The sequence below is a fragment of the Paracoccus haeundaensis genome, assembly GCF_006239215.1.
GTDB classification, from domain to species: Bacteria; Pseudomonadota; Alphaproteobacteria; order Rhodobacterales; family Rhodobacteraceae; genus Paracoccus; species Paracoccus marcusii.
The window spans coordinates 24,954-47,293 of record NZ_VDDC01000028.1; the positions used below are offsets into that span (position 1 = coordinate 24,954).

Annotated in this window: 22 protein-coding genes and 1 tRNA gene; 9 read left to right on the top strand and 14 right to left on the bottom strand. The window is 69.2% G+C overall.

Going from position 1 to position 22,340, the window contains the following annotated elements:
• The first annotated feature begins 5 nt into the window (after positions 1 to 5).
• Positions 6 to 443: an iron-sulfur cluster assembly scaffold protein gene (locus tag FHD67_RS14775; RefSeq protein WP_046000235.1), complete on the top strand. Its 438-nt coding sequence runs from the start codon at positions 6 to 8 to the stop codon at positions 441 to 443.
• Positions 444 to 716: 273 nt separating this feature from the next.
• On the opposite strand, the gene recG is transcribed toward FHD67_RS14775, so the two are convergent.
• The 4 genes from recG to sciP all read right to left on the bottom strand — a co-directional run bounded on the left by recG (position 717) and on the right by sciP (position 6,162).
• Positions 717 to 2,837 carry an ATP-dependent DNA helicase RecG gene (gene recG / locus FHD67_RS14780; protein WP_232303302.1) on the bottom strand — a complete coding sequence of 707 codons (2,121 nt, stop codon included), beginning with the start codon at positions 2,835 to 2,837 and terminating at the stop codon, positions 717 to 719.
• A complete protein-coding gene (ligA, locus tag FHD67_RS14785; protein WP_425467275.1) occupies positions 2,810 to 4,999 on the bottom strand; it encodes an NAD-dependent DNA ligase LigA in 2,190 nt (729 codons plus the stop codon). The genes recG and ligA overlap by 28 nt, the downstream gene beginning before the upstream one ends.
• A 77-nt stretch (positions 5,000 to 5,076) precedes the next feature.
• Positions 5,077 to 5,787 carry a response regulator transcription factor CtrA gene (ctrA, locus tag FHD67_RS14790; RefSeq protein WP_042249236.1) on the bottom strand — a complete coding sequence of 237 codons (711 nt, stop codon included), beginning with the start codon at positions 5,785 to 5,787 and terminating at the stop codon, positions 5,077 to 5,079.
• A 99-nt stretch (positions 5,788 to 5,886) separates the two neighbouring features.
• Positions 5,887 to 6,162 (bottom strand): CtrA inhibitor SciP, encoded by a 276-nt coding sequence (sciP, locus tag FHD67_RS14795; protein WP_042249233.1) that lies wholly within the window; start codon positions 6,160 to 6,162, stop codon positions 5,887 to 5,889.
• 177 nt (positions 6,163 to 6,339) lie between these two features.
• Between sciP and mnmA the strand changes: the two genes are divergently transcribed.
• The gene (gene mnmA / locus FHD67_RS14800; RefSeq protein ID WP_139599143.1) at positions 6,340 to 7,509 is read left to right on the top strand and encodes a tRNA 2-thiouridine(34) synthase MnmA; all 1,170 of its coding nucleotides are present in this window, start codon (positions 6,340 to 6,342) and stop codon (positions 7,507 to 7,509) included.
• On the opposite strand, the gene FHD67_RS14805 is transcribed toward mnmA, so the two are convergent.
• Positions 7,481 to 7,891, bottom strand: a complete 411-nt coding sequence (locus FHD67_RS14805) for a SufE family protein (RefSeq protein ID WP_045982037.1) — start codon at positions 7,889 to 7,891, stop codon at positions 7,481 to 7,483. The two genes, mnmA and FHD67_RS14805, sit on opposite strands and share 29 nt — an antisense overlap.
• 119 nt (positions 7,892 to 8,010) lie before the next feature.
• Between FHD67_RS14805 and FHD67_RS14810 the strand changes: the two genes are divergently transcribed.
• The 5 genes from FHD67_RS14810 (at position 8,011) to modC (ending at position 11,339) form a co-directional block, all read left to right on the top strand.
• On the top strand, positions 8,011 to 8,514 hold the full coding sequence (locus FHD67_RS14810; RefSeq protein ID WP_139599144.1) for a hypothetical protein: 504 nt from the start codon (positions 8,011 to 8,013) through the stop codon (positions 8,512 to 8,514).
• Positions 8,515 to 8,556: 42 nt separating this feature from the next.
• A tRNA-Ser gene (locus FHD67_RS14815) sits at positions 8,557 to 8,646 on the top strand.
• Between the two features lie 136 nt (positions 8,647 to 8,782).
• Positions 8,783 to 9,541, top strand: coding sequence for a molybdate ABC transporter substrate-binding protein (modA, locus tag FHD67_RS14820; RefSeq protein ID WP_139599145.1), 759 nt, complete (start codon positions 8,783 to 8,785; stop codon positions 9,539 to 9,541).
• The gene (gene modB, locus FHD67_RS14825) at positions 9,538 to 10,245 is read left to right on the top strand and encodes a molybdate ABC transporter permease subunit (protein WP_139599146.1); all 708 of its coding nucleotides are present in this window, start codon (positions 9,538 to 9,540) and stop codon (positions 10,243 to 10,245) included. Before modA ends, modB begins: the two co-directional genes overlap by 4 nt.
• Positions 10,242 to 11,339 (top strand): molybdenum ABC transporter ATP-binding protein, encoded by a 1,098-nt coding sequence (gene modC, locus FHD67_RS14830; RefSeq protein ID WP_139599147.1) that lies wholly within the window; start codon positions 10,242 to 10,244, stop codon positions 11,337 to 11,339. Before modB ends, modC begins: the two co-directional genes overlap by 4 nt.
• A gap of 107 nt (positions 11,340 to 11,446) precedes the next feature.
• Here the strand turns inward: modC and FHD67_RS14835 are convergent, their stop codons facing one another.
• The 9 genes from FHD67_RS14835 to FHD67_RS14870 form a co-directional block, all read right to left on the bottom strand.
• Entirely contained in the window at positions 11,447 to 13,450 is a 2,004-nt protein-coding gene (locus FHD67_RS14835; protein ID WP_139599148.1) for a Hint domain-containing protein, read from the bottom strand.
• A gap of 178 nt (positions 13,451 to 13,628) precedes the next feature.
• Positions 13,629 to 13,817, bottom strand: coding sequence for a hypothetical protein (locus tag FHD67_RS14840; protein WP_139599149.1), 189 nt, complete (start codon positions 13,815 to 13,817; stop codon positions 13,629 to 13,631).
• 72 nt (positions 13,818 to 13,889) lie between these two features.
• Positions 13,890 to 14,255, bottom strand: a complete 366-nt coding sequence (locus FHD67_RS14845) for a hypothetical protein (protein WP_139599150.1) — start codon at positions 14,253 to 14,255, stop codon at positions 13,890 to 13,892.
• 15 nt (positions 14,256 to 14,270) lie between these two features.
• A complete protein-coding gene (locus tag FHD67_RS14850; protein ID WP_046000206.1) occupies positions 14,271 to 15,545 on the bottom strand; it encodes a hemolysin family protein in 1,275 nt (424 codons plus the stop codon).
• 195 nt (positions 15,546 to 15,740) lie between these two features.
• Complete coding sequence (locus FHD67_RS20505) at positions 15,741 to 15,902, bottom strand: hypothetical protein (RefSeq protein WP_157020456.1); 162 nt, start codon at positions 15,900 to 15,902, stop codon at positions 15,741 to 15,743.
• 135 nt (positions 15,903 to 16,037) lie between these two features.
• Entirely contained in the window at positions 16,038 to 17,555 is a 1,518-nt protein-coding gene (locus FHD67_RS14855; RefSeq protein ID WP_139599151.1) for a tripartite tricarboxylate transporter permease, read from the bottom strand.
• Between the two features lie 4 nt (positions 17,556 to 17,559).
• Positions 17,560 to 18,048, bottom strand: coding sequence for a tripartite tricarboxylate transporter TctB family protein (locus tag FHD67_RS14860; protein ID WP_045982028.1), 489 nt, complete (start codon positions 18,046 to 18,048; stop codon positions 17,560 to 17,562).
• Positions 18,045 to 18,989 (bottom strand): Bug family tripartite tricarboxylate transporter substrate binding protein, encoded by a 945-nt coding sequence (locus FHD67_RS14865; RefSeq protein WP_046000204.1) that lies wholly within the window; start codon positions 18,987 to 18,989, stop codon positions 18,045 to 18,047. The genes FHD67_RS14860 and FHD67_RS14865 overlap by 4 nt, the downstream gene beginning before the upstream one ends.
• Before the next feature lie 84 nt (positions 18,990 to 19,073).
• The gene (locus tag FHD67_RS14870; protein ID WP_218062321.1) at positions 19,074 to 20,171 is read right to left on the bottom strand and encodes an ABC transporter substrate-binding protein; all 1,098 of its coding nucleotides are present in this window, start codon (positions 20,169 to 20,171) and stop codon (positions 19,074 to 19,076) included.
• A gap of 99 nt (positions 20,172 to 20,270) precedes the next feature.
• On the opposite strand from FHD67_RS14870, the gene FHD67_RS14875 reads away from it, so the two are divergent.
• Together FHD67_RS14875 and FHD67_RS14880 are read left to right on the top strand one after the other, a co-directional pair.
• Positions 20,271 to 20,939 (top strand): response regulator, encoded by a 669-nt coding sequence (locus FHD67_RS14875; RefSeq protein ID WP_046000203.1) that lies wholly within the window; start codon positions 20,271 to 20,273, stop codon positions 20,937 to 20,939.
• A 6-nt stretch (positions 20,940 to 20,945) separates the two neighbouring features.
• Positions 20,946 to 22,307 (top strand): sensor histidine kinase, encoded by a 1,362-nt coding sequence (locus FHD67_RS14880; RefSeq protein WP_139599152.1) that lies wholly within the window; start codon positions 20,946 to 20,948, stop codon positions 22,305 to 22,307.
• Positions 22,308 to 22,340: the final 33 nt, after the last annotated feature.

Below are 22,340 nucleotides of genomic sequence, written 5' to 3' on the forward strand. Positions count from 1 at the left end.
GACGCATGGCCGAAACCGATCTGATGCAGCTTTACTCGCGACGCATCCTCGCGCTGACGACCGCCATCCCCCACCAGGGCCGGCTGGACGACGCGCAGGCCAGCGTACAGCGCCGGTCGCCGCAATGCGGATCGTCCGTGACAGTGCACCTGTCGATGGCCGATGGCCGCATCAGCGATTTCGCGCAGGAGGTGCGGGCCTGCGCCCTGGGTCAGGCTTCGGCATCCGTGCTGGGGCAGGCGGTGATCGGCATGGACCGGGCGGGCATCGTGCAGGCGCGCGATCAGCTGCGCGCGATGCTGACCCAGGATGCACCCGCCCCCGACGCGCCCTTTTCCGACCTCGAGGCACTGACGCCCGCGCGCGCCTATCCCAACCGCCATCCGTCGATCCTGCTGGCCTGGGACGCCACGCTGGAGGCGCTGGACAAGGCATCCGTATGAAAAGGGCCGGCCCCCTGCGGGGCCGGCCAGGTGCGCGAGCTTTGGGGACGGATGGCGCACAGGCGGGGCGCCATCCCTGCGTCGCGGGGCAGTCGGTCAGACCTGCAGCATGGCGGGCAGCCACAGCAGGACAATGGTGGTCAGGCTGAGCGCGGCGGCCCCGATCAGATCGATGGCGGTGTCTTTGGTCATGACGGCAACTCCTCTCTGTTGCCTCTTTGTTCTCATGTTCTCTCGATTCGGTAAAGAACTTTTTAAGAACATTCCGCCTTGTCAGCCGACTTGGATCAGTCGAATCGCCTGATCCTGCTGCATCAGCCACATCAACAGCCGCAGCGCCTGCCCCCGCGGGGTCTCCAGTGTGGGGTCGCGTTCCAGCAGCGACCGTGCGTCCTGGCGCGCCACGGCCATCAGCCCGGCCTGGTGTTCTAGGTCCGCGATGCGGAACCGCGGCAGGCCCGATTGCGCGGTGCCGATCACATCGCCCGCGCCCCGCATCTCGAGGTCGACCTCCGCGATGCGGAACCCGTCCTCGGTGTCGCGCAGCGTGGTCAGGCGGCGAGCCCCGGTCTCGTTCAAGGGCCCATGATACATCAGCAGACAGGTCGAGGCCCCTGCCCCGCGCCCGACCCGACCCCGCAGCTGGTGCAGCTGCGCCAAGCCAAAGCTTTCGGCGCGTTCGATCACCATGATCGTGGCCTGCGGCACGTCCACGCCCACCTCGATCACGGTGGTGGCGACCAGCAGCTGCGCCGTGCCGTCGGCGAAATCGGCCATCGCAGCGTCGCGTTGGTCGGGGGGCATCTGGCCGTGGATCAGCCGCACCCTGTCGCCGAAGATCGCCCGCAGATGGGTGAACCGCGCCTCTGCCGCGGTCAGGTCGGTGACCTCGCTCTCCTCGACCAGGGGGCAGACCCAATAGGCACGCGCGCCCTGCGCCATCGCGGCGCGCAGGCGTTCGGTGACCTGGTCCAACCGCGTGTCCGCGATCATCACCGTGGTGATGGGCTGGCGCCCCGGCGGCTTTTCGTCCAGCACCGACACGTCCAGATCGCCATATTGCGACAGGGCCAGCGAGCGGGGGATGGGCGTCGCGGTCATGATCAGCATGTCGGGCGGCACGTCGCCCTTGGCCGACAGCTCCAGCCGTTGGGCCACACCGAAGCGGTGCTGTTCGTCAATGATGGCCAGGCGCAGGTCGTGGAAGGTCACGTCCTTCTGGAACACCGCATGAGTGCCGACCAGGATGTCGATGGTTCCATCCGCCAGATCGGTCAGGATCTGGCCGCGCAGGTCGCGCTTGTCACGCCCGGTCAGCGCGGCCAGCCGCACCCCTGCCGCACGCGCCAGCGGTTCCAGCGCGCGGGCATGCTGGCGGGCCAGGATCTCGGTGGGCGCCATCAGCACGGCCTGGCCCCCGGCCTCGACCGCGACCAGGGCGGCCATCAGCGCGACCAGCGTCTTGCCCGCGCCGACATCGCCCTGCAGCAGGCGGTTCATGCGGCGCGCGCTGGCCATGTCATCGGCGATCTCGGCGATCGCGCGGGTCTGAGCGCCCGTGGGCGGCCAGGGCAGGCTTTGCAGCACCCGCGCGCGCAGGGCGCCGTCACCCGCACTGGCCCGCCCCTTCAGCCGCCGCTTGTCCCGCCGCACCAGTGCCAAGGTCATCTGATGGGCCAGAAATTCGTCATAGGCCAGCCGCGCCCGCGCCGGGCTGTCGGGCGACAGCGCGCCGGGCGATTGCGGCGCATGCGCCTGATGCAGCGCCTCGGCGAATGAAGGCCAGCCGCGCTGCGCGATCAGCTGCGGGTCGATCCATTCCTCGACCGCGGGCAGCCGGGACAGCGCGGCATCGACGGCCTTGGCCATGCCCTTCTGCGTCAGCCCCGCCGACAGGGGATAGACGGGCTCGAAGCTGGGCGGCAGCGCCTCGCAATCCGCCAGGATGTGGTCGGGATGCACCATCTGGGCCAGCCCGTCGAACAGTTCCAGCTTGCCGCTGAGGATGCGGCGCGCGCCCACGGGCAGTTGGCTTTCGATCCAGTTGTCGCGCGGACGGAAGAACACCAGCGTCAGGTCGCCCTCTCCGTCGGTGCAATGCACCCGGAACGGGCGGCCGCGGACCTGGGGCGGGTGGTGGCGCGTGACGGTCACCGTGATCGTCACGATCTCGGGCGCGCGGGCGTCGGCGATGCGCGCGATGCGGCGGCGGGTGATGCCGCTGACCGGCAGCGTCAGGACCAGGTCGCGCGGCTTGTCGATGCCCATCTGTTCCAGCGCGGCGCGGCCCTTGGGGCCGATGCCGGGCAGCGTGTCGATGGCCGCGAACAGCGGGAACAACGCGGGCGGGCGGCCCTTGGGCGCGGTCATCCGACCCCCGCGATGCGCAGCCATTCGTCCTCGTCGATGACGGTGACGCCCAGGGCCTCGGCCTTGGCGGCCTTGGACCCCGCCCCGGGCCCCGCGATCAGCAGGTCGGTCTTGGCGCTGACGGACCCCGCGACCTTGGCCCCCATCGCCTCGGCCCGCGCCTTGGCCTCGGCGCGGGTCATCCGCTCCAGCGTACCGGTGAAGACCAGCGTCTTGCCGGAAATCTCGGTCTGCACCGCGTTAGCGGTATCCACCGGCCGGATGTCCAGAAGGGTCGCCAGCCGGTCGATGCTGGCGCGTTCTGTCGGCTGCGCGAACGTCGTCACCAGCGAATCGACCAGCACCGCGCCGATGCCGTCGATGCCGGTCAGCTCGGCCCAGTTCGGGCTGTCGGCCAACGTCGCGCGACGGGCCTTGTCGTCCGGGGCGGCAAAGGCGGGCTCCCGTACCGCCCCGTCGATGGCGGCGATCAAGGCAGGCCAGTCGTGGAAATGGCGGGCCAGGGTCGCGGCCGCGACCTCGCCCACATGGCGGATGCCCAGGGCAAAGATCAGCCGGGCCATGGGGATCGAACGGCGATCCTCGATCGCGGCGAACAGCTTTTCGGCCGAGCGTTCGCCGAACCCCTCGCGGTTCTTCAGCTTGGTGAAGTTCCGGGCGTCGCGATCGGCCAGGGTGAAGATGTCGGCGGGCTCGCGGATGGGCAGCTGGTCGTCTGCGAAGAACATCTCGATCTGCTTGGCGCCCAGCCCATCGATGTCGAAGGCCGCGCGGCTGACGAAATGCTTCAGCTTCTCGACGGCCTGCGCGGGGCAGACCAGGCCGCCGGTACAGCGGCGCACGCTGTCGCCCGGCTCGCGGATCGCCTCGGACCCACATTCGGGGCAGTGCGACGGAAAGACATAGGGCACGCTGTCCGCGGGCCTGCGCGACAGGTCGACATCGGCGATCTTGGGGATCACGTCGCCGGCGCGATAGATCTTGACCCAGTCCCCCTCGCGGATGTCGCGACCGTCACGGATGGGCGCGCCAGAACTGTCCTGCCCGGCGATGTAATCTTCGTTGTGCAGGGTCGCGTTTGACACGACCACGCCGCCCACGGTCACGGGCTCCAGCCGCGCGACGGGGGACAGGGCGCCCGTGCGACCGACCTGGATCTCGATCCGCTCCAGCCGGGTCCAGGCGGTCTCGGCCGGAAACTTGTGCGCCAAGGCCCATCGGGGCGTGGTGGACCGAAAGCCAAGCCGCCCCTGGAACGCAAGGTCGTTCACCTTGTAGACCACGCCGTCGATGTCATAGCCCAGGGTGGCGCGCTGCTGTTCGATCTCGGCCCAGGTGGCAATCATCTGCGCGGTGTCGGTGCACAGGCGCGTCAGCGGATTGGTTTGGAACCCCAAGGCGGCCAGCCGCTCCACGGAGGCCATCTGCGTCGGCGCCAGCGGTTCGGACAGCTGCCCCCAGCCATAGGCGAAGAAGCGCAGCGGCCGGCGCGCGGTCACCGTCGGGTCGATCTGGCGCAGCGATCCCGCAGCCGCGTTGCGCGGATTGGCAAAGACCCGCCCCGCATCGTTCAGTGCCGCAAAGTCGTCATGCCCCATGTAGACCTCGCCGCGCACCTCAAGGATGGCGGGGACGTCACCCTCCAGTTGGTGGGGGATGTCGGAAATCGTGCGGGCGTTGGCGGTCACGTTCTCTCCCACCACGCCATCGCCGCGGGTCGCGGCATGGACCAGCACGCCGCCCTCGTAGCGCAGCGACAGGGACAGGCCGTCGATCTTCGGCTCGGCCGTCACCTCCAGGGGCATGTCGGGGGCAAGGCCCAGAAAGCTGCGGACGCGGGCGGTGAAGTCGGCGACGTCGCCCTCGGTGAAGGCATTGCCCAACGACATCATGCGTTGCGCGTGGACGATCTTGCCGAAGCCGTCGGCCGGGGCGGCGCCGACCTTGCCGGTCGGGCTGTCGGGCAGCGCCAGATCGGGAAAGTCCCGCTCCAGCGCCGCCAGCTGCGCCTTGAGCGCGTCGTATTCAGCGTCCGATATCTGCGGTGCGTCCTCGGCGTGATAGGCCTGGTTCGCGGCGGCGACCCGCGCCGCCAGATCCGCAATGCGGTCCGCGGCCTGACCGCGATCCATCTTCCGGTCCGGTTGCCCCACCGACTTGTCCTGCGCCATCGCCGCCCCCATCATCCGCATCCGGCCGAAACACGCGACCGTCTCAGATGTGGGTATCGCCCAAGGGCAGGCAATCGTCCAGAAGCCCCGTATCAGGCCCCGATCGCCAGACGTTCCGCCTGCCCCGGACCCGGATCGCGCAGGACATAGCCGCGGCCCCAGACCGTCTCGATGTGGCTCTCGCCGCCCAAGGCCTCGGACAGCTTCTTGCGCAGCTTGCAGATGAACACGTCGATGATCTTCAGTTCGGGTTCGTCCATGCCGCCGTACAGGTGGTTCAGAAACATCTCCTTGGTCAAGGTCGTGCCCTTGCGCAGGCTCAGCAGTTCCAGGATCTGGTATTCCTTGCCGGTCAGGTTCACCGGCTTGCCCTTCACCTCGACCGAACGGGCGTCCAGGTTGACGGTGATCTCTCCGGTCCGGATCAGCGCCTGGCTGTGCCCCTTGGAGCGGCGGATGATCGCCTGGATGCGAGCCTGCAGCTCTTCGCGGTTGAAGGGCTTGGTCATGTAATCGTCCGCGCCGAAGCCGAAGCCGCGCAACTTGCTTTCCGTGTCGTCGGACCCGGTCAGGATCAGGATCGGCGTGTCGATGCGGGCCAGGCGCAGATGGCGCAGGACCTCCATCCCGTGCATGTCGGGCAGGTCCAGATCCAGCAGGATCAGATCGTAATCGTACAGCTTGGCCAGATCGATCCCCTCCTCGCCCATGTCGGTCAGGAACACGTTGTAGCTGGCCGCCGTCAGCATCAGTTCGATCGCCCGTGCAGTGCTTGGGTCGTCTTCTACCAGAAGGATTCGCATGGCTTGGTCTTTCCCCGATTCGCCGAAGGTCATGTCCCGACAATCTGACGAACAGGTTAATATGTCGTTACCACTTGCATTCCTTCTGCGTCATGCACCTTATGGTTGTCTATACTTTTGAAGCGCCGTCACCTTCAAAGCCGCCTTTCCGTGGCGCGCGACCGCGGTGCACCAGCCGTCGAACTCCTCCTCCGACAGGCCATAGCGGCGCAGCGCGTCGTCGCGGCTGATCAGCCCGTGCGACACCGCCAGCACGACCGTCTGCTTGCGGCTGGCGACCCATCTGGTGTCGGCCATCGGCAGATCCGCCACGCTGAGGATGCGCCCATCCGCCAGTGTCACGATCCGCGGGCCTGTGGTCTTTTTCACGAACATTGCAGCGTCCTTCCGTCACGTTCTGCAAGTTCTGGTCGAAAGCACTTAAGGCACGGTTAGCCTGATCGGGATTTCGACCCCGGCCGGGGTTGAGAATCCGACCAATTTGCCTATATTTTGACGCAAATCCCTTTGCCGCCCGACCAGCACCGCCCCTGGCGGGCCGAAAGATCATCCATGACCCTGACCGCTGCCCTGCGTGCCGATGCGCCCGCGACCGAACTGAACAGCCTTGGTTTTGCAAAATCCCCTGCGCAGACGCGTGTCGTCGTGGCGATGTCGGGGGGCGTGGACAGTTCCGTCGTTGCGGCGCAGCTGAAATCCGAAGGCTATGACGTCATCGGGGTCACGCTGCAGCTGTATGACCACGGCGCTGCACTGGCCAAGAAAGGCGCGTGCTGCGCGGGCCAGGACATCCACGATGCCCGTCGCGTGGCCGAACGCATGGGCTTTCCCCATTATGTCCTGGATTACGAGAACAAGTTCCGCGAATCGGTCATCGACGAATTCGCCGATGCCTATCTGGCCGGCGCGACGCCCGTTCCCTGCATCCGCTGCAACGAGCGGGTCAAGTTCCGCGACCTGCTGGAAACCGCGCGCGACCTGGATGCCGACTGCATGGCGACCGGCCATTACATCCAGCGCAAGGACGGCGCGCATCGCGCCGAATTGCACATGGCGGCCGACCCGAACCGCGATCAGAGCTATTTCCTGTTCTCGACCACCCAGGAACAGGTGAATTTCCTGCGCTTTCCCTTGGGCCATCTGGTCAGCAAGGCCGAGACGCGCGCCCTGGCCGCCGATTACGGCCTGTCCGTCGCAGACAAGCCCGACAGCCAGGATATCTGCTTTGTCCCCAACGGCGACTATGCCGCGGTGATCGAGAAGCTGCGCCCCGGTGCCGCAGATCCCGGTGAGATCGTCGACCAGCAGGGCACCGTCTTGGGCACCCATCGCGGGGTGATCCATTATACGATCGGACAGCGGCGCGGGTTGGGCATCGGCGGCGGCAGCCCGCTCTATGTGCTGCGGCTGGAGCCGGAGACGCGCCGCGTCGTCGTCGGCCCGCGCGAGGCGCTGTCGACGCGCACCGTCGCCGTGACCGAGGTGAACTGGCTGGGCGATCAGCCCTTTGAGGGAGAGATCGCCTGCCTGGTCCGCATCCGGTCCACCCGCCCGCCGCGGCCCGCGATCCTGCGCCCCCTGCCCGGCCGCCGTGCCGAGGTCGAACTTCTGGATCCCGAGGACGGCGTCAGCCCCGGCCAGGCCTGCGTTTTCTACGAGGCCGAGGGCACGCGCGTCCTGGGTGGCGGCTGGATCAGCCTGCGTCGGCGGCCAGCTGCCTGATCCGGGCGATCATCGCGCGCACGCCGTTCGATCGTTGCGCCGACAGGTGTTCGTCCAGCCCAAGGCGCGCCAGCGCAGCCTGAGCGTCCACCGCCTCGACCTGGTCCACCGGCAGACCGGCATACAGCGCGTGCAGCACCGCGATCAGGCCGCGCACGATCAGCGCATCGCTGTCGCCCTGAAAATCAAAGCTGCGCCCCTCGATCCGCGGCAGGATCCAGACCTGGCTGGCGCAGCCGTCGACCTTGGTGGCCGGGACCTGCACCGCGGAGTCCATGGGCGGCAGGGCCTTGCCCATCTCGATCAGGTGGCGATAGCGGTCTTCCCAATCGTCCAGAAAGTCGAAGGTTTCGGCGATGTCCTCGAAGGCGGGGGTGGCCATGGGTCTCTCCTGATATCAGGGGTCATGGCCTAGCGCGCCGCGGCGGTCAGGTCAAAGAGGCTTTTCGGCGCGGCCCGGATCGCCTATCACGGGGCCAAGGACCGCCAAGGGGACATGCCATGACCAGACTTACCCTGCCGCTGCTGATCGGCGCCCTGATCCTGTCCGGCTGCGGGCGGTTCGGTGACAGCGGCTGGAACCCGCTTGGCTGGCGTGGCGCGGGTGCGTCGACCCCCGAAACCCTGGCCCCGGAAGGCGGCTATCCCACGGCCCAGGACGCCCGCCCCGCGGTGCCGCAGATCCTGGGTGCCGAATGGCAACCGCTCAGCGACGGCCGCCTGCTGGTGCTGCGCGGCTTTGCCCCGGTCAAGGGCTATCACTCGGCCGCCCTGGTCCGGTCGGTGCCGCGGTCCGGCGACCAGCTGCAGCCCGACCCGGACGGCGTCCTGCGCCTGCGCTTCGTGGCCTCGCCCCCGGTCGCGGACAATCCCGCGGCGGCCCTGCCCGCAAATCCCGTCACGGACACGATCACGGTGGCGCTGCCGATCAGCTTCCTGCGCCTGTCGCGCCTTTCCGCGATCCAGGTCGAGGGCGGCGACCGCGTGATCACCCTGACCCGCTGAAGGCTTGCGCAAACGCCCGCGCCGCGCTAGTCCGCAGCGGTCGGAGGCGTGGCAGAGTGGTTAAATGCACCGGTCTTGAAAACCGACGTGGGTGAAAGTCCACCGTGGGTTCGAATCCCACCGCCTCCGCCATCCCCAACTCATCTGATCTTTTCGTCCGCACCCTGACCCGCCCTGTGCGTCGATATGTCCGCCGGAAAATAGCGCTTGCCAAGTCGGCCCTTCGTTGCGTTATATCCACCCGGCCATATCACCGACGGAGATCACCATGCCCGGCCCGGATTGCCTTGCCCTTGCCGCCTGCGTGGCGCTGATCGCGTCTCCCGCGCTGGCCGATGATGTGACCGTCTTTGCCGCCGCCAGCCTGACCGACGCGCTGGACCGCATTGCTGCCCAGTGGAGCGAAGAGACCGGTCAGATGGCCGTGATGTCCTACGCTGGCTCGTCCGCCCTGGCCCGCCAGATCCAGCAGGGCGCGCCCGCGGACATCTTCGTCTCGGCCAGCGAGGAGTGGATGGACGCGGTGCAGGCCTCGGGGGACATCCGTCCCGATACGCGCCGCGACCTGCTGGGCAACAGCCTGGTGCTGATCGCGCATGGCGACGCGGCCCCGGTGACCATCGACAAGACCCTGGACCTGACGGCGATGCTGGACGGGGGGCGGCTGTCCATGGCGATGGTCGACAGCGTCCCGGCGGGCATCTATGGCAAGGCCGCGCTGACCCATCTGGGGTTGTGGGACGCGGTGGCGCCCATGGTCGCGCAATCGGACAACGTGCGCAGCGCCCTGACCTTCGTCGCGCGCGGAGAGGCGCCCCTGGGCATCACCTATGCCACCGACGCCGCCGCGCAGGACGACGTGACCATCCTGGGCACCTTCCCTGCCGACAGCCACGACCCTATCGTCTATCCCGCCGCCGTCACCGCGCAGTCGGACAATGATCAGGCGCAGGCCTTTCTGGACTATCTGTCGTCGGACGCGGCACGGGCGGTCTGGGCAGAGTTCGGCTTCACGACCGTACAATGATCGACGCCGTCACATCCTGGCTGGGGCCGACCGAATGGCAGGCGGTGCGCCTGTCGCTGTGGGTCGGGCTGGTAGCCACGCTGGTCAGCCTGCCATTGGGCATCCTGACCGCCTATGCGCTGGCGCGCTGGTCCTTTCCCGGCAAGCAGATCCTGAACGGCATCGTCCACCTGCCGCTGATCCTGCCGCCGGTGGTCACGGGCTATCTGCTGCTGGTCACCTTCGGGCGGCGGGGCAGCGTCGGGCAGTGGCTGGAGACGGTGGCCATCATCTTCTCGTTCCGCTGGACCGGGGCGGCGCTGGCGGCCGCGATCATGGCCTTTCCGCTGATGGTGCGTGCCATCCGCCTGGCGATCGAGGCCGTCGATCCCCGGCTGGAGGCGGCGGCGGGCACGCTTGGCGCCAGCCCTTCCTGGGTGTTCGCCACGGTGACCCTGCCCCTGATCCTGCCCGGCGTGCTGGCCGGATCGATCCTGGCCTTTGCCAAGGCGATCGGTGAATTCGGGGCGACCATCACCTTCGTGTCGAACATCCCCGGCCAGACCCAGACCGTCCCCTCGGCGATCTATGCCCTGCTGCAGGCGCCGGGTGGAGAGGCGGCAGCGGGGCGCTTGGTTTTGGTGTCGATCACCATCGCCATGACCGCGCTGCTGCTGTCAGAGGTTCTGGCGCGCCGCGTCGCGCGGCGGGTGGCGGGCGCATGACGCTGCAGGTCCGCCTGACCCACCGGTTTGCCGGGTTCGACCTGGACGTGGCGTTCGACGCGCCCCCGGGGCTGACGGTGCTTTTCGGGCCATCCGGTTCGGGCAAGACCACGATCGTGAACGCGGTCGCGGGCCTGCTGCGACCGGATGCAGGGCGGATCGCGGTCGATGACTGGGTCCTGACCGACAGCGCCCTTCGGCGCCACCTGCCCCCCCACCGCCGCCGCCTTGGCTATGTCTTCCAGGAGGGGCGGTTGTTCCCGCATCTGTCGGTCCGCCAGAACCTGCTCTATGGCCGGTGGTTCGCGCCGCGCGACGCCACCGCGCCCGATCTGGATCGCGTGGTGCAGATGCTGGGCATCGGCCCTTTGTTGGCCCGCCGCCCCGGAACCCTGTCCGGCGGAGAGCGCAGCCGCGTGGCCATCGGGCGCGCCCTGCTGGCCGCCCCGCGCCTGATCCTGGCGGACGAGCCGCTGGCCGCCCTGGACGAGGCCCGCAAGGCCGAGATCCTGCCCTATTTCGAACGCCTGCGCGACGAGGCCGGCGTGCCGATCCTCTATGTCAGCCATTCCAGCGCCGAGGTCGCGCGGCTGGCCACCACCGTCGTGGCGCTGCGGGCCGGGCGGGTCGCGGCCATCGGGCCGCCGGCGCAGGTCTTGGGCGATGCGGGCGCGGTCGGTGCGGACACGGCATCGGTCCTGACCGCGCAGGTCGCCGGCCATGATGCGGACGGGCTGACACGTCTGCAGACGGGGGCGGGTCCGGTCTTCGTCGCCCGCCTGGATGCCCCGCCCGGCACGCATGTGCGCCTGCGGGTGGGGGCGCGCGACGTCATCCTGTCACGGGATCGGCCGCAGGGCCTGTCGGCGCTGAACATCCTGGCGGGCCGCATCGCCGCGATCACGGCCGAGGAAGGACCGAACGCGCAGGTCGTCCTGACCGTCGGGCCCGACACGCTGACGGCCCGCCTGACGCGCCGCTCCGTCGCCGGGATGGGTCTTGCGCCGGGGCAACCCTGCCACGCGATCCTGAAGACCGTAGCGGTGGCCGCCGGCGACATCGGCGCATTGCGCGCTGTCCCGCCCGCGACGTGACCGCATCTTCGGATGCTGAAATGTGATGGCCGACGCCTAAATGAACGGACACCGCAACCGAAGGCGGCGTGCCTTCGGTTGCGGTGTCCGTGAAGGCGTGGCCCCGGTCAGCAGACCAGCGTCTTGCCGTTGCGGCGGTGGCGCTGAACCATCTTCTGGGCCTTGCCGCCGGGCACGAAGGGCCGTGCGGGTTCCGACGGGCCGGCACGCAGTTCGGGGAACAGCGTGAAGATCTCGTCCTGCGCGGCCTGGCCGAGGGACTTCATCGCCTGCGGCCCGGTATACAGCGACTCGGTCTGCGCGTCGTTCGAGAAGACGATCTCGTGGCGGGCGAACAGGATGTGATAGTACTGGACCGAGTCCACCGCGACCTCATCGACGCCGTCCAACGCGGTCAGCTGACGTGCGGCGACCAGAACCTCGGTCGTGCCGAACATGCGCTGCGCGATGGCCGACCGGACAAGCACGCGATGCTGCGGCGACACCATCAGGTCGCGGCTTGGCAGAGCCTGCCCCAGGGCGCCCGCGCGGATGCGGATCGGACGCAGCTTGGGAACCATGGTCAGATCGACGCGGTCCAGCGCGCGCCCCCCGATCCAGCGGATCGGACGGGCGCCGTTGTCGCGGGTCTCGACCAGGTCGCCCACGCGCAGGTCCTCGACCGCGACGTCGCCATCGGGGGTGCGGATCATCGTGCCCGCGCAGAAGCAGGGAATGCCCATCCCGTTCAGGCGCGACGGCGTCAGGCTGTCGGGATCGACGTCGCGCATCCACAGCTCTTCCCCGTTCGGGAAGGAGATGACGGCGTACTTGTTGTCCCACTCGTCCACATCGGCGCGGATCTTGACGTCTGACAGGTCGATCGGGTTGCCATCGGCATCATGCAGGCCGCTGAGGTCCAGCACGTCCGCGGCGGCGGGGTTGCCCTCGCTGTCCAGCTCGTCCCCGAACCCGAACCCGCGGATCGTGTCATGGCCAAAGCCGTCGGTCAGGACCAGCGTGTCGACCTCGGCATCAGGACGGCTGACGGCGGCGAACAGATCGCCGTTCATCGAGATCTCGTCGTTGCCAAGGCCGCCGATGATAGTATCGGCGCCCCACCCGCCTTCCAGGACGTCGTTGCCGTCGCTGCCGATGATCATGTCGTTGCCCGCGTCGGCAAAGACGCGGTATCCGTCGACGCCTGCCGCCGATCCGTCGATCACGTCATGACCGCCGCCGGTCCGCAGGTTCTGCATGTTCAGGAACCGCAGATGCCCGTCCACGCCGCCCAGGGCGTCGATGTCGCCCGAGCTGGAGCTGTCCAGCACGACATGCACGCCGGGCGCGGATTCGGTGGGCTCCGACGGGGCGGACTGCCAGGCGTTCAGGGTGTTGTACCCCCCTTCGCCGTCGTACAGGTCGTTCCCGATCGGCGCGTCGCTGCCGCCGTTGCCCCAACGATAGCCGTCGTCACCGTCCCCGCCATAGGCGACGTCGTCGCCGCCGCCGGTCTCGATCACGTCGTTGCCGTCGCCGCCATGGACGATGTCGTTGCCGCCGCCGCTCTGGATGTAGTCCGTGCCCGAGCTGCCGAGGATCGTGTCATCCCCGTTGCCGGAATAAAGGCGCATGCCGACCGTGTGCGTCGGGCCGTCGACATACAGGATGTCGGCATTCGAGGCGTCGACATTGTGGTTGCCGTCGCCCAGGTACACCCGCTCGATTCCCTGGAATTCGATGGTGTTGCCGTTGGAATCGGTCGCGGTCCCTGCCTCGGTCGAGGAATAGGTGACCGTCATGTCGGCGTCGCTGTCCGGGTTCAGGCTCAGCGTGTCGCCGCCGTTGTGGTTGTAGGGATCGAAGGTGTAATTCTCGGACCCCGTCATGCCGATGACATAGGAACCGTCGAAGACCGGCACATGCCCGTCGCCACCGATATACGTGTCGTGCTCGCCACCCTCGGCCGACCCGTTCCAAGTCAGATGGTCGGCGCCCTCGCCACCGTTGACGGTGTCATTTCCGGGACCGCCGTCGATGGTGTCATTGCCGGGGCCGCCGTTGATCGTGTCGCCCTCGGCGGTGCCCACGATCGTGTCGTCACCCGTGGTTCCGGGAAGATCTGCGGCCATGGATAGTCCTCACAATGTCGCTGGTTACATCACATGCCGCGGGTCGCTGAGGGCTTCTGCCCGGCGATTCGCACCCGCTGACTTATGTCGGTTTAGTCCAAAACGCTGCCCAATTGAGAGTTGTCCTTTTCTACAGGCCACGGGCATGGCACGGCCCCGCCGCACCATGCCACGCCGGTCAGTAGATCAGCACGAGGGCACCGATCACCCCGCCGAACACCAGCGCGAAGATCGCCCAGTGCAGCAGGACGCTGTGCGGCGTGGTCGGGGGTTGCACCAGGCGCCAGTCCTCGACCGGGTCGGGTTGCGCGTCCATGTCGGTCGGTGCCGGGGGCGTGGCCGCCCGGTCTTGGTTCATCTCTGTCATCTGGATGTCCTGAAAGAATGAGGTCGTGACGAACCGCCCGCCGGGGCGGTGTCCGTTCAGATCGTCATCGCTTCAGGGGCGTGGCGGCGCGCGGGGCCTGCGCGTCCGCCGGACAGGCCGCGGGGGTGGGGCGCGGCGTGCCTGTGGCAGGACCAGCCTGACGGGCGCGCGCGGGGGCGGCGGCGAAAACGGTTCCGGATCGGCCCCCGCGGCGGGTGACGGCACCACCGGCACGCCCTGGCGGTCGACCAGCGCGAAGGTCGCGGGCAAGCCGAGCTGTGACAGGCGGTCGCCAGACAGATGCGGCACCTGCCGTTGCCAGGCCGGATGGGAAACCGCCACCGCCGCGACCAGCAGCAGGACCGCGCGGACGGTCCACAGCCTCAGAACAAAGGTCCTGAGGCTGTTATGGGATGCGGCGTTCGGCGGGGCGGACATCGGTTCTGGCGTTCCTCAGTCGATGCGGGCGACCAGCAGCTTGTCGATGCGGCGGCCGTCCAGGTCCACCACCTCGATCCGCCAGGGCGACAGGGTCACGTGGGCGCCCACCTCGGGCAGGACGCCCGCAAGGTCAAGAACCAGGCCGGCCACGGATTCGTAATCGCGATCCTCGGGAAGCGGGACGCCGAGCAGGTCGGAGAATTCGTCCACCGGCATCCAGCCCGCGATCAGCCAGCTGCCGTCGTCGCGCCGGACGGCCTTGGGCTCGTCCTCTCCGGGGTCGGGGAAATCGCCGGCGATGGCTTCCAGCACGTCCATCGCGGTGATCACACCCTCGAAATGCCCGTATTCGTCAAAGACCAGCAGCATGTGCGCGGGCGAGGATTTCAGCTGCTCGATCACGTTCAGCGCCGGCAGACCGTCGCGCACGACGGGCACCGCCTGAATCAGCGCGCGCGGGTCGGCGGCGGGATCGGCCTGCAGGCGGATCAGGTCGCGGGCATGGATGACGCCGACGATGTCGTCATCGGCCCCGTCCCGCAGCAGGATGCGAGAGCGATGGCCGGTGCGGAAGACCTGCGCCAAATCGTCGGGGGTGGCGTTCGCGTCGGCGATCAGCACCTCGTGGCGCGGGGTCATCAGGCCGCGCGCGGTGCGGTCGGCGATCCGCATGACGCCAGCGATCATCTCGTTCTCGGCCGGGGCGATGACGCCGGCGTTGTGCGCCTCGGCCAGCATGACCTTGATCTCCTCGTCGGACATGCTGCTCTCGGCCTTGCCCGATTGGCCCAGCAGGGCCAGCAGCACCCGCCCCGACCGGTCCAGCACCCAGACCACCGGCGCCGCGATGCGCGAGATCATCCGGATCAGCGGCGCGATGCGCGCGGCCACGGCCTCGGGGGCGCGCAGTGCGATCTGCTTGGGGACCAGTTCCCCGACGATCAGCGACAGATAGGTGATGGCGACGACCACGCCGCCCACGGCCAGCGTATGGGCCAGCGCGGGCTGCATGCCCCCCGCGACCAGGGCGGTGGCCAGGCGCGTGCCCAGTGTCGCGCCCGAGAAGGCGCCCGACAGCACGCCCACCAGCGTGATGCCGATCTGGACGCTGGACAGGAACCGGCCCGGATCGGCGGCCAGGTCCAGCGCGGTCGCGGCCCCCCGGCTGCCCTGCTGGGCCATGGTCTTGAGCCGGGCGGGCCGGGCAGAGACGATGGCAAGTTCGGACATGGCAAGAACGCCGTTGAACAGGGTCAACAGCAGGACAATGGCGATTTCGAGGAGCATGGGACTTTCGTCAGGTGATGAAAGGCGGCGTCACGGCCGTCCTGGACCGCCACGATAGGCGACGGCCCCCCATCGGACCAGCACCTTTCCGCGTCCGTTCACGCAATCGTCGGTTTTCCGCCAGCGTGGCGCGGAAACACGAAGACGCGCCGCGGGGGGCGGCGCGCCGGGTGGCGGATCGGGCCGGGGCCGCGATCAGATATGGGTCGGAAAGCTGTCGCGGCGGATGCCCAGCTGCTTCAGGCTGGCATCGGCGGGACGGCGATGGGCGCGGACGGCGCGGGCCGCCTCGAGGCTGGCACCCAGAGTGTCCATCGCGGACAGAAGGCGGTTCCAGGCATTGCGCAGGGTGGTCATTTCGATCTCTCTTTCCGTCATCAGGTGACAGCAGAGATATCGGGTCCGACCCCCGTTTCTGCAACGCAGCATCCGGTCAACCCAGCCTTGCGCCGGGTGCATGACCCCGGCCCGTCACCGGGCCGGGGTTTCGCGTCAATCCTCGTCCGATGCCATCTGGCTGAGGACCTGACCCTTGCCGCGGGCCCGCATGATCATCGGCACGATCAGCGCCAAGGCCGCGACCGCGATCAGCCCCGCGGACACCGGGGTCGAGACCAGCGTCATCACGTCGCCCTGGCTGATCGACAGCGCGCGGCGCAGCTGCTGTTCGGCCATCGGGCCCAGGATCAGCCCCACGACCACCGGCGCGATGGGATAGCCGTAGAGGCGCATCAGGTAGCCCATGACGCCGAAGATCAGCAGCATCGACAGCTCGATCGGGGACGGGTTGGCGCCGATCGTCCCCAACGTGGCAAAGCACAAGATGCCCGCGTAAAGCCACGGCCGCGGGATGGTCAGCAGGCGCACCCACAGTCCGATCAGCGGCAGGTTCAGCACCACCAGCATCACGTTCGCGATCAGCAGCGACGCGATCAGCCCCCAGACCAGATCCGGGTTGGTCGCGAACAGCAGCGGTCCGGGCTGCAGGCCGAACTGCTGGAACCCGGCCAGCATGATGGCCGCGGTGGCGGTGGTCGGCAGGCCCAGCGTCAGCAGCGGGACCAGCGTGCCCGCGGCGCTGGCATTGTTCGCGGCCTCGGGCCCGGCGACGCCCTCGATGGCGCCGTGGCCGAACTCCTCGGGGCGCTTGGCGGCGCGTTTCTCGGCGGCATAGGACAGGAAGGTGGCGATGTCGGCACCGCCCGCGGGCATGGCGCCGATGGGAAAGCCGATGAAGGTGCCGCGCAGCCAGGGCTTCCAGGACCGCTTCCAGTCCTCGCGCGTCATCCAGACCGATCCCTTGACCGCCGTCACCTTGTCCTCGACGCCATGACGGTTGGCGGCGACGATCATCGCCTCGCCCACGGCGAACAGCGCCACGGCCAGGGTCGTGACCTCGATCCCGTCCAGCAGCTGCGGGACGCCGAAGTCCAGCCGCGCCTGACCGGTCAGCTGGTCGATGCCGACCAGGGCCAGCGCCAGGCCGATGAACAGCGATATCAGCCCCTTGCGCGCGCTGTCGCCAAAGGCAGACGACACGGTGACGAAGGCCAGCACCATCAGCGCGAAATACTCGCGCGGGCCGAAGGTCAGGGCCAGCTTGACCACCGTCGGCGCGACGAAGGCCAGAAGCAGCGTCGCGACCAGCCCCGCGACGAAGGACCCGATGGCGGCGGTGGCCAGCGCCGGTCCGCCCCGTCCGGCGCGGGCCATCTTGTTGCCCTCCAGCGCGGTCACGATGGAGGCGCTTTCGCCCGGCGTGTTCAGCAGGATCGACGTGGTCGATCCGCCATACATGCCGCCGTAATAGATGCCCGCGAACATGACCAGCGACCCGGCCGGGTCCAGCCCGTAGGTCACCGGCAGAAGCAGCGCCACGGTCAGCGCAGGCCCGATGCCGGGCAGCACGCCCACGGCGGTGCCCACGGTCACGCCGATCAGCGCGTAGAGCAGGATCATCGGGTCGGTCGCGACCATCAGGCCCTGGAACAGGTATCCGAACGTGTCCATGCCCCTAGCCCCCCGTGATCAGGCGTTCCAGCGGACCCGCCGGAAGGCTGAGGTTCAGAAGCTGGGAGAAGACCAGATAGATCGTCCCGGTGAAGATCAGCCCGATGGGCAGGGTCAGTGCCAGGTTGCGCTTGCCGAAGGCCCGGGCGGTGGCCGCGAACAGCAGCGCGGTCGCAATGACGAAGCCCGCCGTGTTCAGCAGCGCCAGCTGCGCGGCCAGGCCGCCGATGATCCAGGCGATGGGCGCGGGATCCTGGGCCGGGCGTTCGGCCGGCGCGTCGCGGAATGCCGCGACGACGGTCCAGGCCGACAGCGCCAGCAGCGCCCAGGCGATCCAGCGCGGGACGTCGGCCGGGCCGACGCCGGAATAGCCCCGGTTCTGCGGCAGCGTGGCCACGTCGCGGAAAATGATGACCGCGATCAGCGCCAGCACGGCCGCCACGGTCAGCGCCGCCCCGTCGGGGCGGCGTCTCGTGTCCGGGGCAGTCGTCATTCGACCAGCCCGATGTCCTTGAGGACCGCGGCCGTCGTGGCGGTCTCCTCCTCCAGCTGGGCGCGGAACGCGTCGCCCGCCAGATAGGTGTCGGCCCAGCCCTTGGTCACCAGCGCCTCCTGCCATGCGGTCGATTTGGCCATCGTCTCGATGTCGGCGGCGATGGCGGCCTCGTCCTCGGGGGACAGTCCTGCGGGGGCGGCGACCATGCGCCAGTTCTGCAGCACGACGTCCAGGCCGACCTCGGTCAGGGTGGGGGCGTCGACGCCCTCGATCCGCTCCTCGGAGGTGACGGCCAGGATGCGCAGCGTCCCGGCATCGGCCTGCGGCTTGAACTCGCCAAGGCTGGAGATGCCCGCCGTCACCTGGTTGCCCAGGATCGCGGCCAGTGCCTCGCCGCCACCGGAATAGGCGATGTAGTTAATCGCGGTCGGGTCGACATCGGCGGCATTGGCCAGAAGGCCCACCGCGATGTGGTCGGCGCCGCCCGCCGAACCGCCGGCCCAGCTGACGGAGCCGGGATCGGCCTTCAGCATCTCGACCAGCTGGTTGATGTCCTGGATCTCGGATGCGGTGGGCACCACGATCGCCTCGTACTCGCCGGTCAGGCGGGCGATGGGCGTCACGTCGGCCAGCGACACGGGCGAGGCGTTGGTCAGGATCGCCCCGACCATCACATAGCCGCCCACGATCAGCTGGTCGGCCTTTCCGGTGGCCGAGGACGCGAACTGCGCCAGACCCACGGTGCCGCCGGCACCCGGAACGTTCTGGACCTGCACGGAATCAGAGATGCCCTCGGCCTGCAGGACCTCCTGCATGGTGCGGGCGGTCTGGTCCCAGCCGCCGCCCGGTGCGGCAGGCGCCAGGATGGTATAGTCGGTGGCCAGCGCCGGAACGGCCAGGGCCGCGGTGAACAGGCCCGCAAGAATCGCGTGTTTCAAGATAGTCCTCCCCATTGGCCGGGCCTCCACCCGGCAACGGGCATCCTGACACGCCAACCTGACGCAAAGCTGACATCGGCGCGATTATTCCGGGCCCGGCTCCGGCTCCGGCGGGGACAATGCCTGCTGCCATCGCGCGATCAGCCGGGCGCGGCGCGACTGGTCCAGATAGGCCAGCAGGCCGGGGCTGATCGCCACGGGGCGCAGCTGCGCGCCCAGCGCCGGGGGCATACCGTCCGCGCCCGACGACACCTCCAAGCTGACGGCGGGCAGGCGCAGCTCCTCGGCCAGGATGGTCTGGCCCTCGCGCGACATCAGGAAGGCCAGGAAGGCCGCGCCCAGGTCGGGCCGCGCCGCCGCACGCGGCACCAGCGCCACCCGCGACACGACCACAGTGAAGTCGCGCGGCAACAGCAGGCCCACGTCCGGCTCCTGCCGCGCCCAGTCCGCGGCATAGGACCCCAGGATGTTGTATCCGACCGCCAGCCGCCCGTCGGCTACGCGTTCCAGGATCTCGCGCGAGGTCGCGAACTGCTGGACGCCCGCGCGTCCCATCGCCTGGCCCAGGTTCCAGATGTCAAAGAAATGCTCCTGGTCGCGGGCCAGGAACAGGTATCCCACCCCCGACAGCGCGATGTCATAGGTGCCGATGCGCCCCTGCACCGTCGCCCCGCCATGATCCAGCCAGTCCAGCAGCTCGAACCGGGTCGCGGGGGGCTGGCGGTCGCGGAAGCTGGGCTTATGATAGACCAGGACGGCGGGTTCGAATGTGATCGCATAGGCCGTGTCGCGCCAGTTCGCCCAGCGCGGCCAGTCTGCCGAGGACGGCGTGGCCACCGCCTGGGCATAGCCGTCATTGGCCAGCTTGATCTGCAGGTCCATGGCCGAGGAGAACGCCAGATCCGCGGTGGTGCCGCCGGCATCAGTCTCCTCGGTGATGCGCGCAAAGATCTGGCCGGTCAGCAGGTCCTGGTATTCGACGGCGATGTCGGGGTTCAGCGCCTGGAACCCCTGGATCAGCGGGCGGGCCAGATCCTCGTCCAGCGACATGTAGAGGCGCAGCGGCCGGTCCTGCGCGCCCGAGGGCGCGGGAAACCGTAGCGTGTCGGCCGCCGCCGCCCCGGCGATGACGGACAGGATCAGCGCAACGCAGGACAGGCGGGGAATCATGCGCACCAGCATGGCGCATCGTGGCACCCGCCGCCCCGCCGGACAAGCGGGCCGCGCGCCCTTGCCTGCCCGGCCCGCGCGGCCCTAAGATCGCCGCCGGGGGGACGGTCGATGCGCATTCTGCTGGTCGAGGACAACGCGGCGCTGGCCGACGGGCTGGTGCAGCTTCTGGCCGGTGCGGGGCATGCCGTGGATCATGTCGATGACGGCGCCTCGGCCGAGGCGCTGATCGCGGCGGAACGGTTCGACCTGGTGATCCTGGACCTGAACCTGCCGCAGATGGACGGGCTGGAGGTGCTGCGCCGCATGCGCACCCGGCGCGACCCGGCCGCGGTGATGATCCTGACCGCCCGCGGCACGCCCGAGGAACGCGTCCGCGGCCTGGACCTTGGCGCCGACGACTACATGGTCAAACCCTTCGAGATCACCGAGTTCGAGGCCCGCGTCCGGTCGCTGCTGCGCCGCCAGGCGGGCCTGCGCGCGGCCGAGGTCACGATCGGCGGCGTCATGCTGGACCTGACCGCGCGCCGTTTCCTGGCCGAGGGGCAGCCGATGGACCTGCCCGCCCGCGAACATGCGCTGCTGGAACTGCTGTTCATGCGCGCAGGCAAGGTCGTCCCCAAGGAGACGATCATGCAATCCATGACCTCGCTGGAGGATACCCTGTCGGACAACGCGATCGAGCAATATGCCAGCCGCCTGCGCCGCAGGCTGGCGCCCCACGGGGTGCAGCTGCGCACCGCGCGGGGCATCGGCTATTACATCGACAAGGGCGTCTGAGCGCCGATGGGATCGCTGCGCCGCCGACTGCTGGCCTGGCTGCTGGCGGCCACGGCCGCCCTGGGCACGCTGGCGATGGCCGACACCTGGTCCGAGGCCGTGTCCACCGCGCGCGCCGTGTCCGACCGGGTGCTGACCGGATCGGCGCTGGCCATCGCGGAACGGGTGACGGTGGGCGACGATGCCGCCCTGCAGGCCGACATCCCCTATTCCGCGCTGGAGATGCTGACCTCGACCGCGCAGGACAGCGTGTTCTATCGCGTCGACGGGCCGGGCGGGTTCATGACCGGCTATGCCGACCTGCCGCTGGCCGAACCGGGCGCGGATGGGGCGGGCTATGCGGATGCGGTGTTCGCGGGCGCGCCGATCCGGGTCATCACGCTGGCGCGGACCGTGTCGACGGGCATCGAATCCATCCCGTTCCGCGTGACGGTCGCGGAATCCAAGCTGGCGCGGAACCAGCTGTCGCAGGCGATCCTGCTGCGCTCGGCGGCCAGGTTGGCGCTGATGATCTGCGGGGCGGCGGCGATCATCTGGATCGCGGTGCCGCTGGCGCTGCGTCCGCTGAACAGGCTGGGCGACGCGATCAGCGCGCGGCGCGCGGACGACCTGTCCCCCCTGCCCACCGACGTCCCGCAGGAGGTCCAGGACCTGGTCGCGGCGATGAACTCGTTCATGGTGCGGCTGGACACGGCGCTGTCGGCGCTGCGCAACTTCACCGGCAATGCCAGCCATCAGCTGCGCACGCCGCTGGCGGTGATCCGCACCCAGCTGACCCTGGCGCAGCGGGCGGGCGACGCGCAGGCCACGCGATCGGCGGTGGCCAAGGGCGACGCGGCGCTGGCCGATGCCGAACGGATCCTGGCGCAGCTGCTGCTGCTGGCGCGGGTCGATGCGGCCGCGGGCCATCCGATGGTCGCGCCGCTGGATGCCCACGCCCTGGCGCGCGATCTGACCGGAGAGATGATCCCGCGCGCCGCCGGTGCGGGGATCGACCTGGGCTATGACGGCCAGCCCGTCGTCGTGCGCGCCGAACCCGTCCTGCTGGCCGAGGCGCTGAAGAACCTGGTCGACAACGCGCTGGCCTATGCCGGCCGCGGGGCAGAGGTCACCGTCCGCGTCGCGCGGCAGGACGGCACGGCGGTGATCTCGGTCGAGGATGACGGCCCCGGCATCGCCGCCCCGGCGATGGACCAGCTGACCTCGCGCTTTACCCGCGGCGCGTCGGCCGAGGCGCGGCCCGGCGGCAGCGGCTTGGGCCTGTCCATCGTGACCGAGATCGCACAGCTGTTCGGCGGGACCTTGCGGCTGCGCGCGGGGGCGCAGGGGCGCGGCCTGCGGGCCGAACTGCACCTGCCGGTGGGGTGACAAACGCGTCTGCGCCCCCCACCCGCCCTTGCA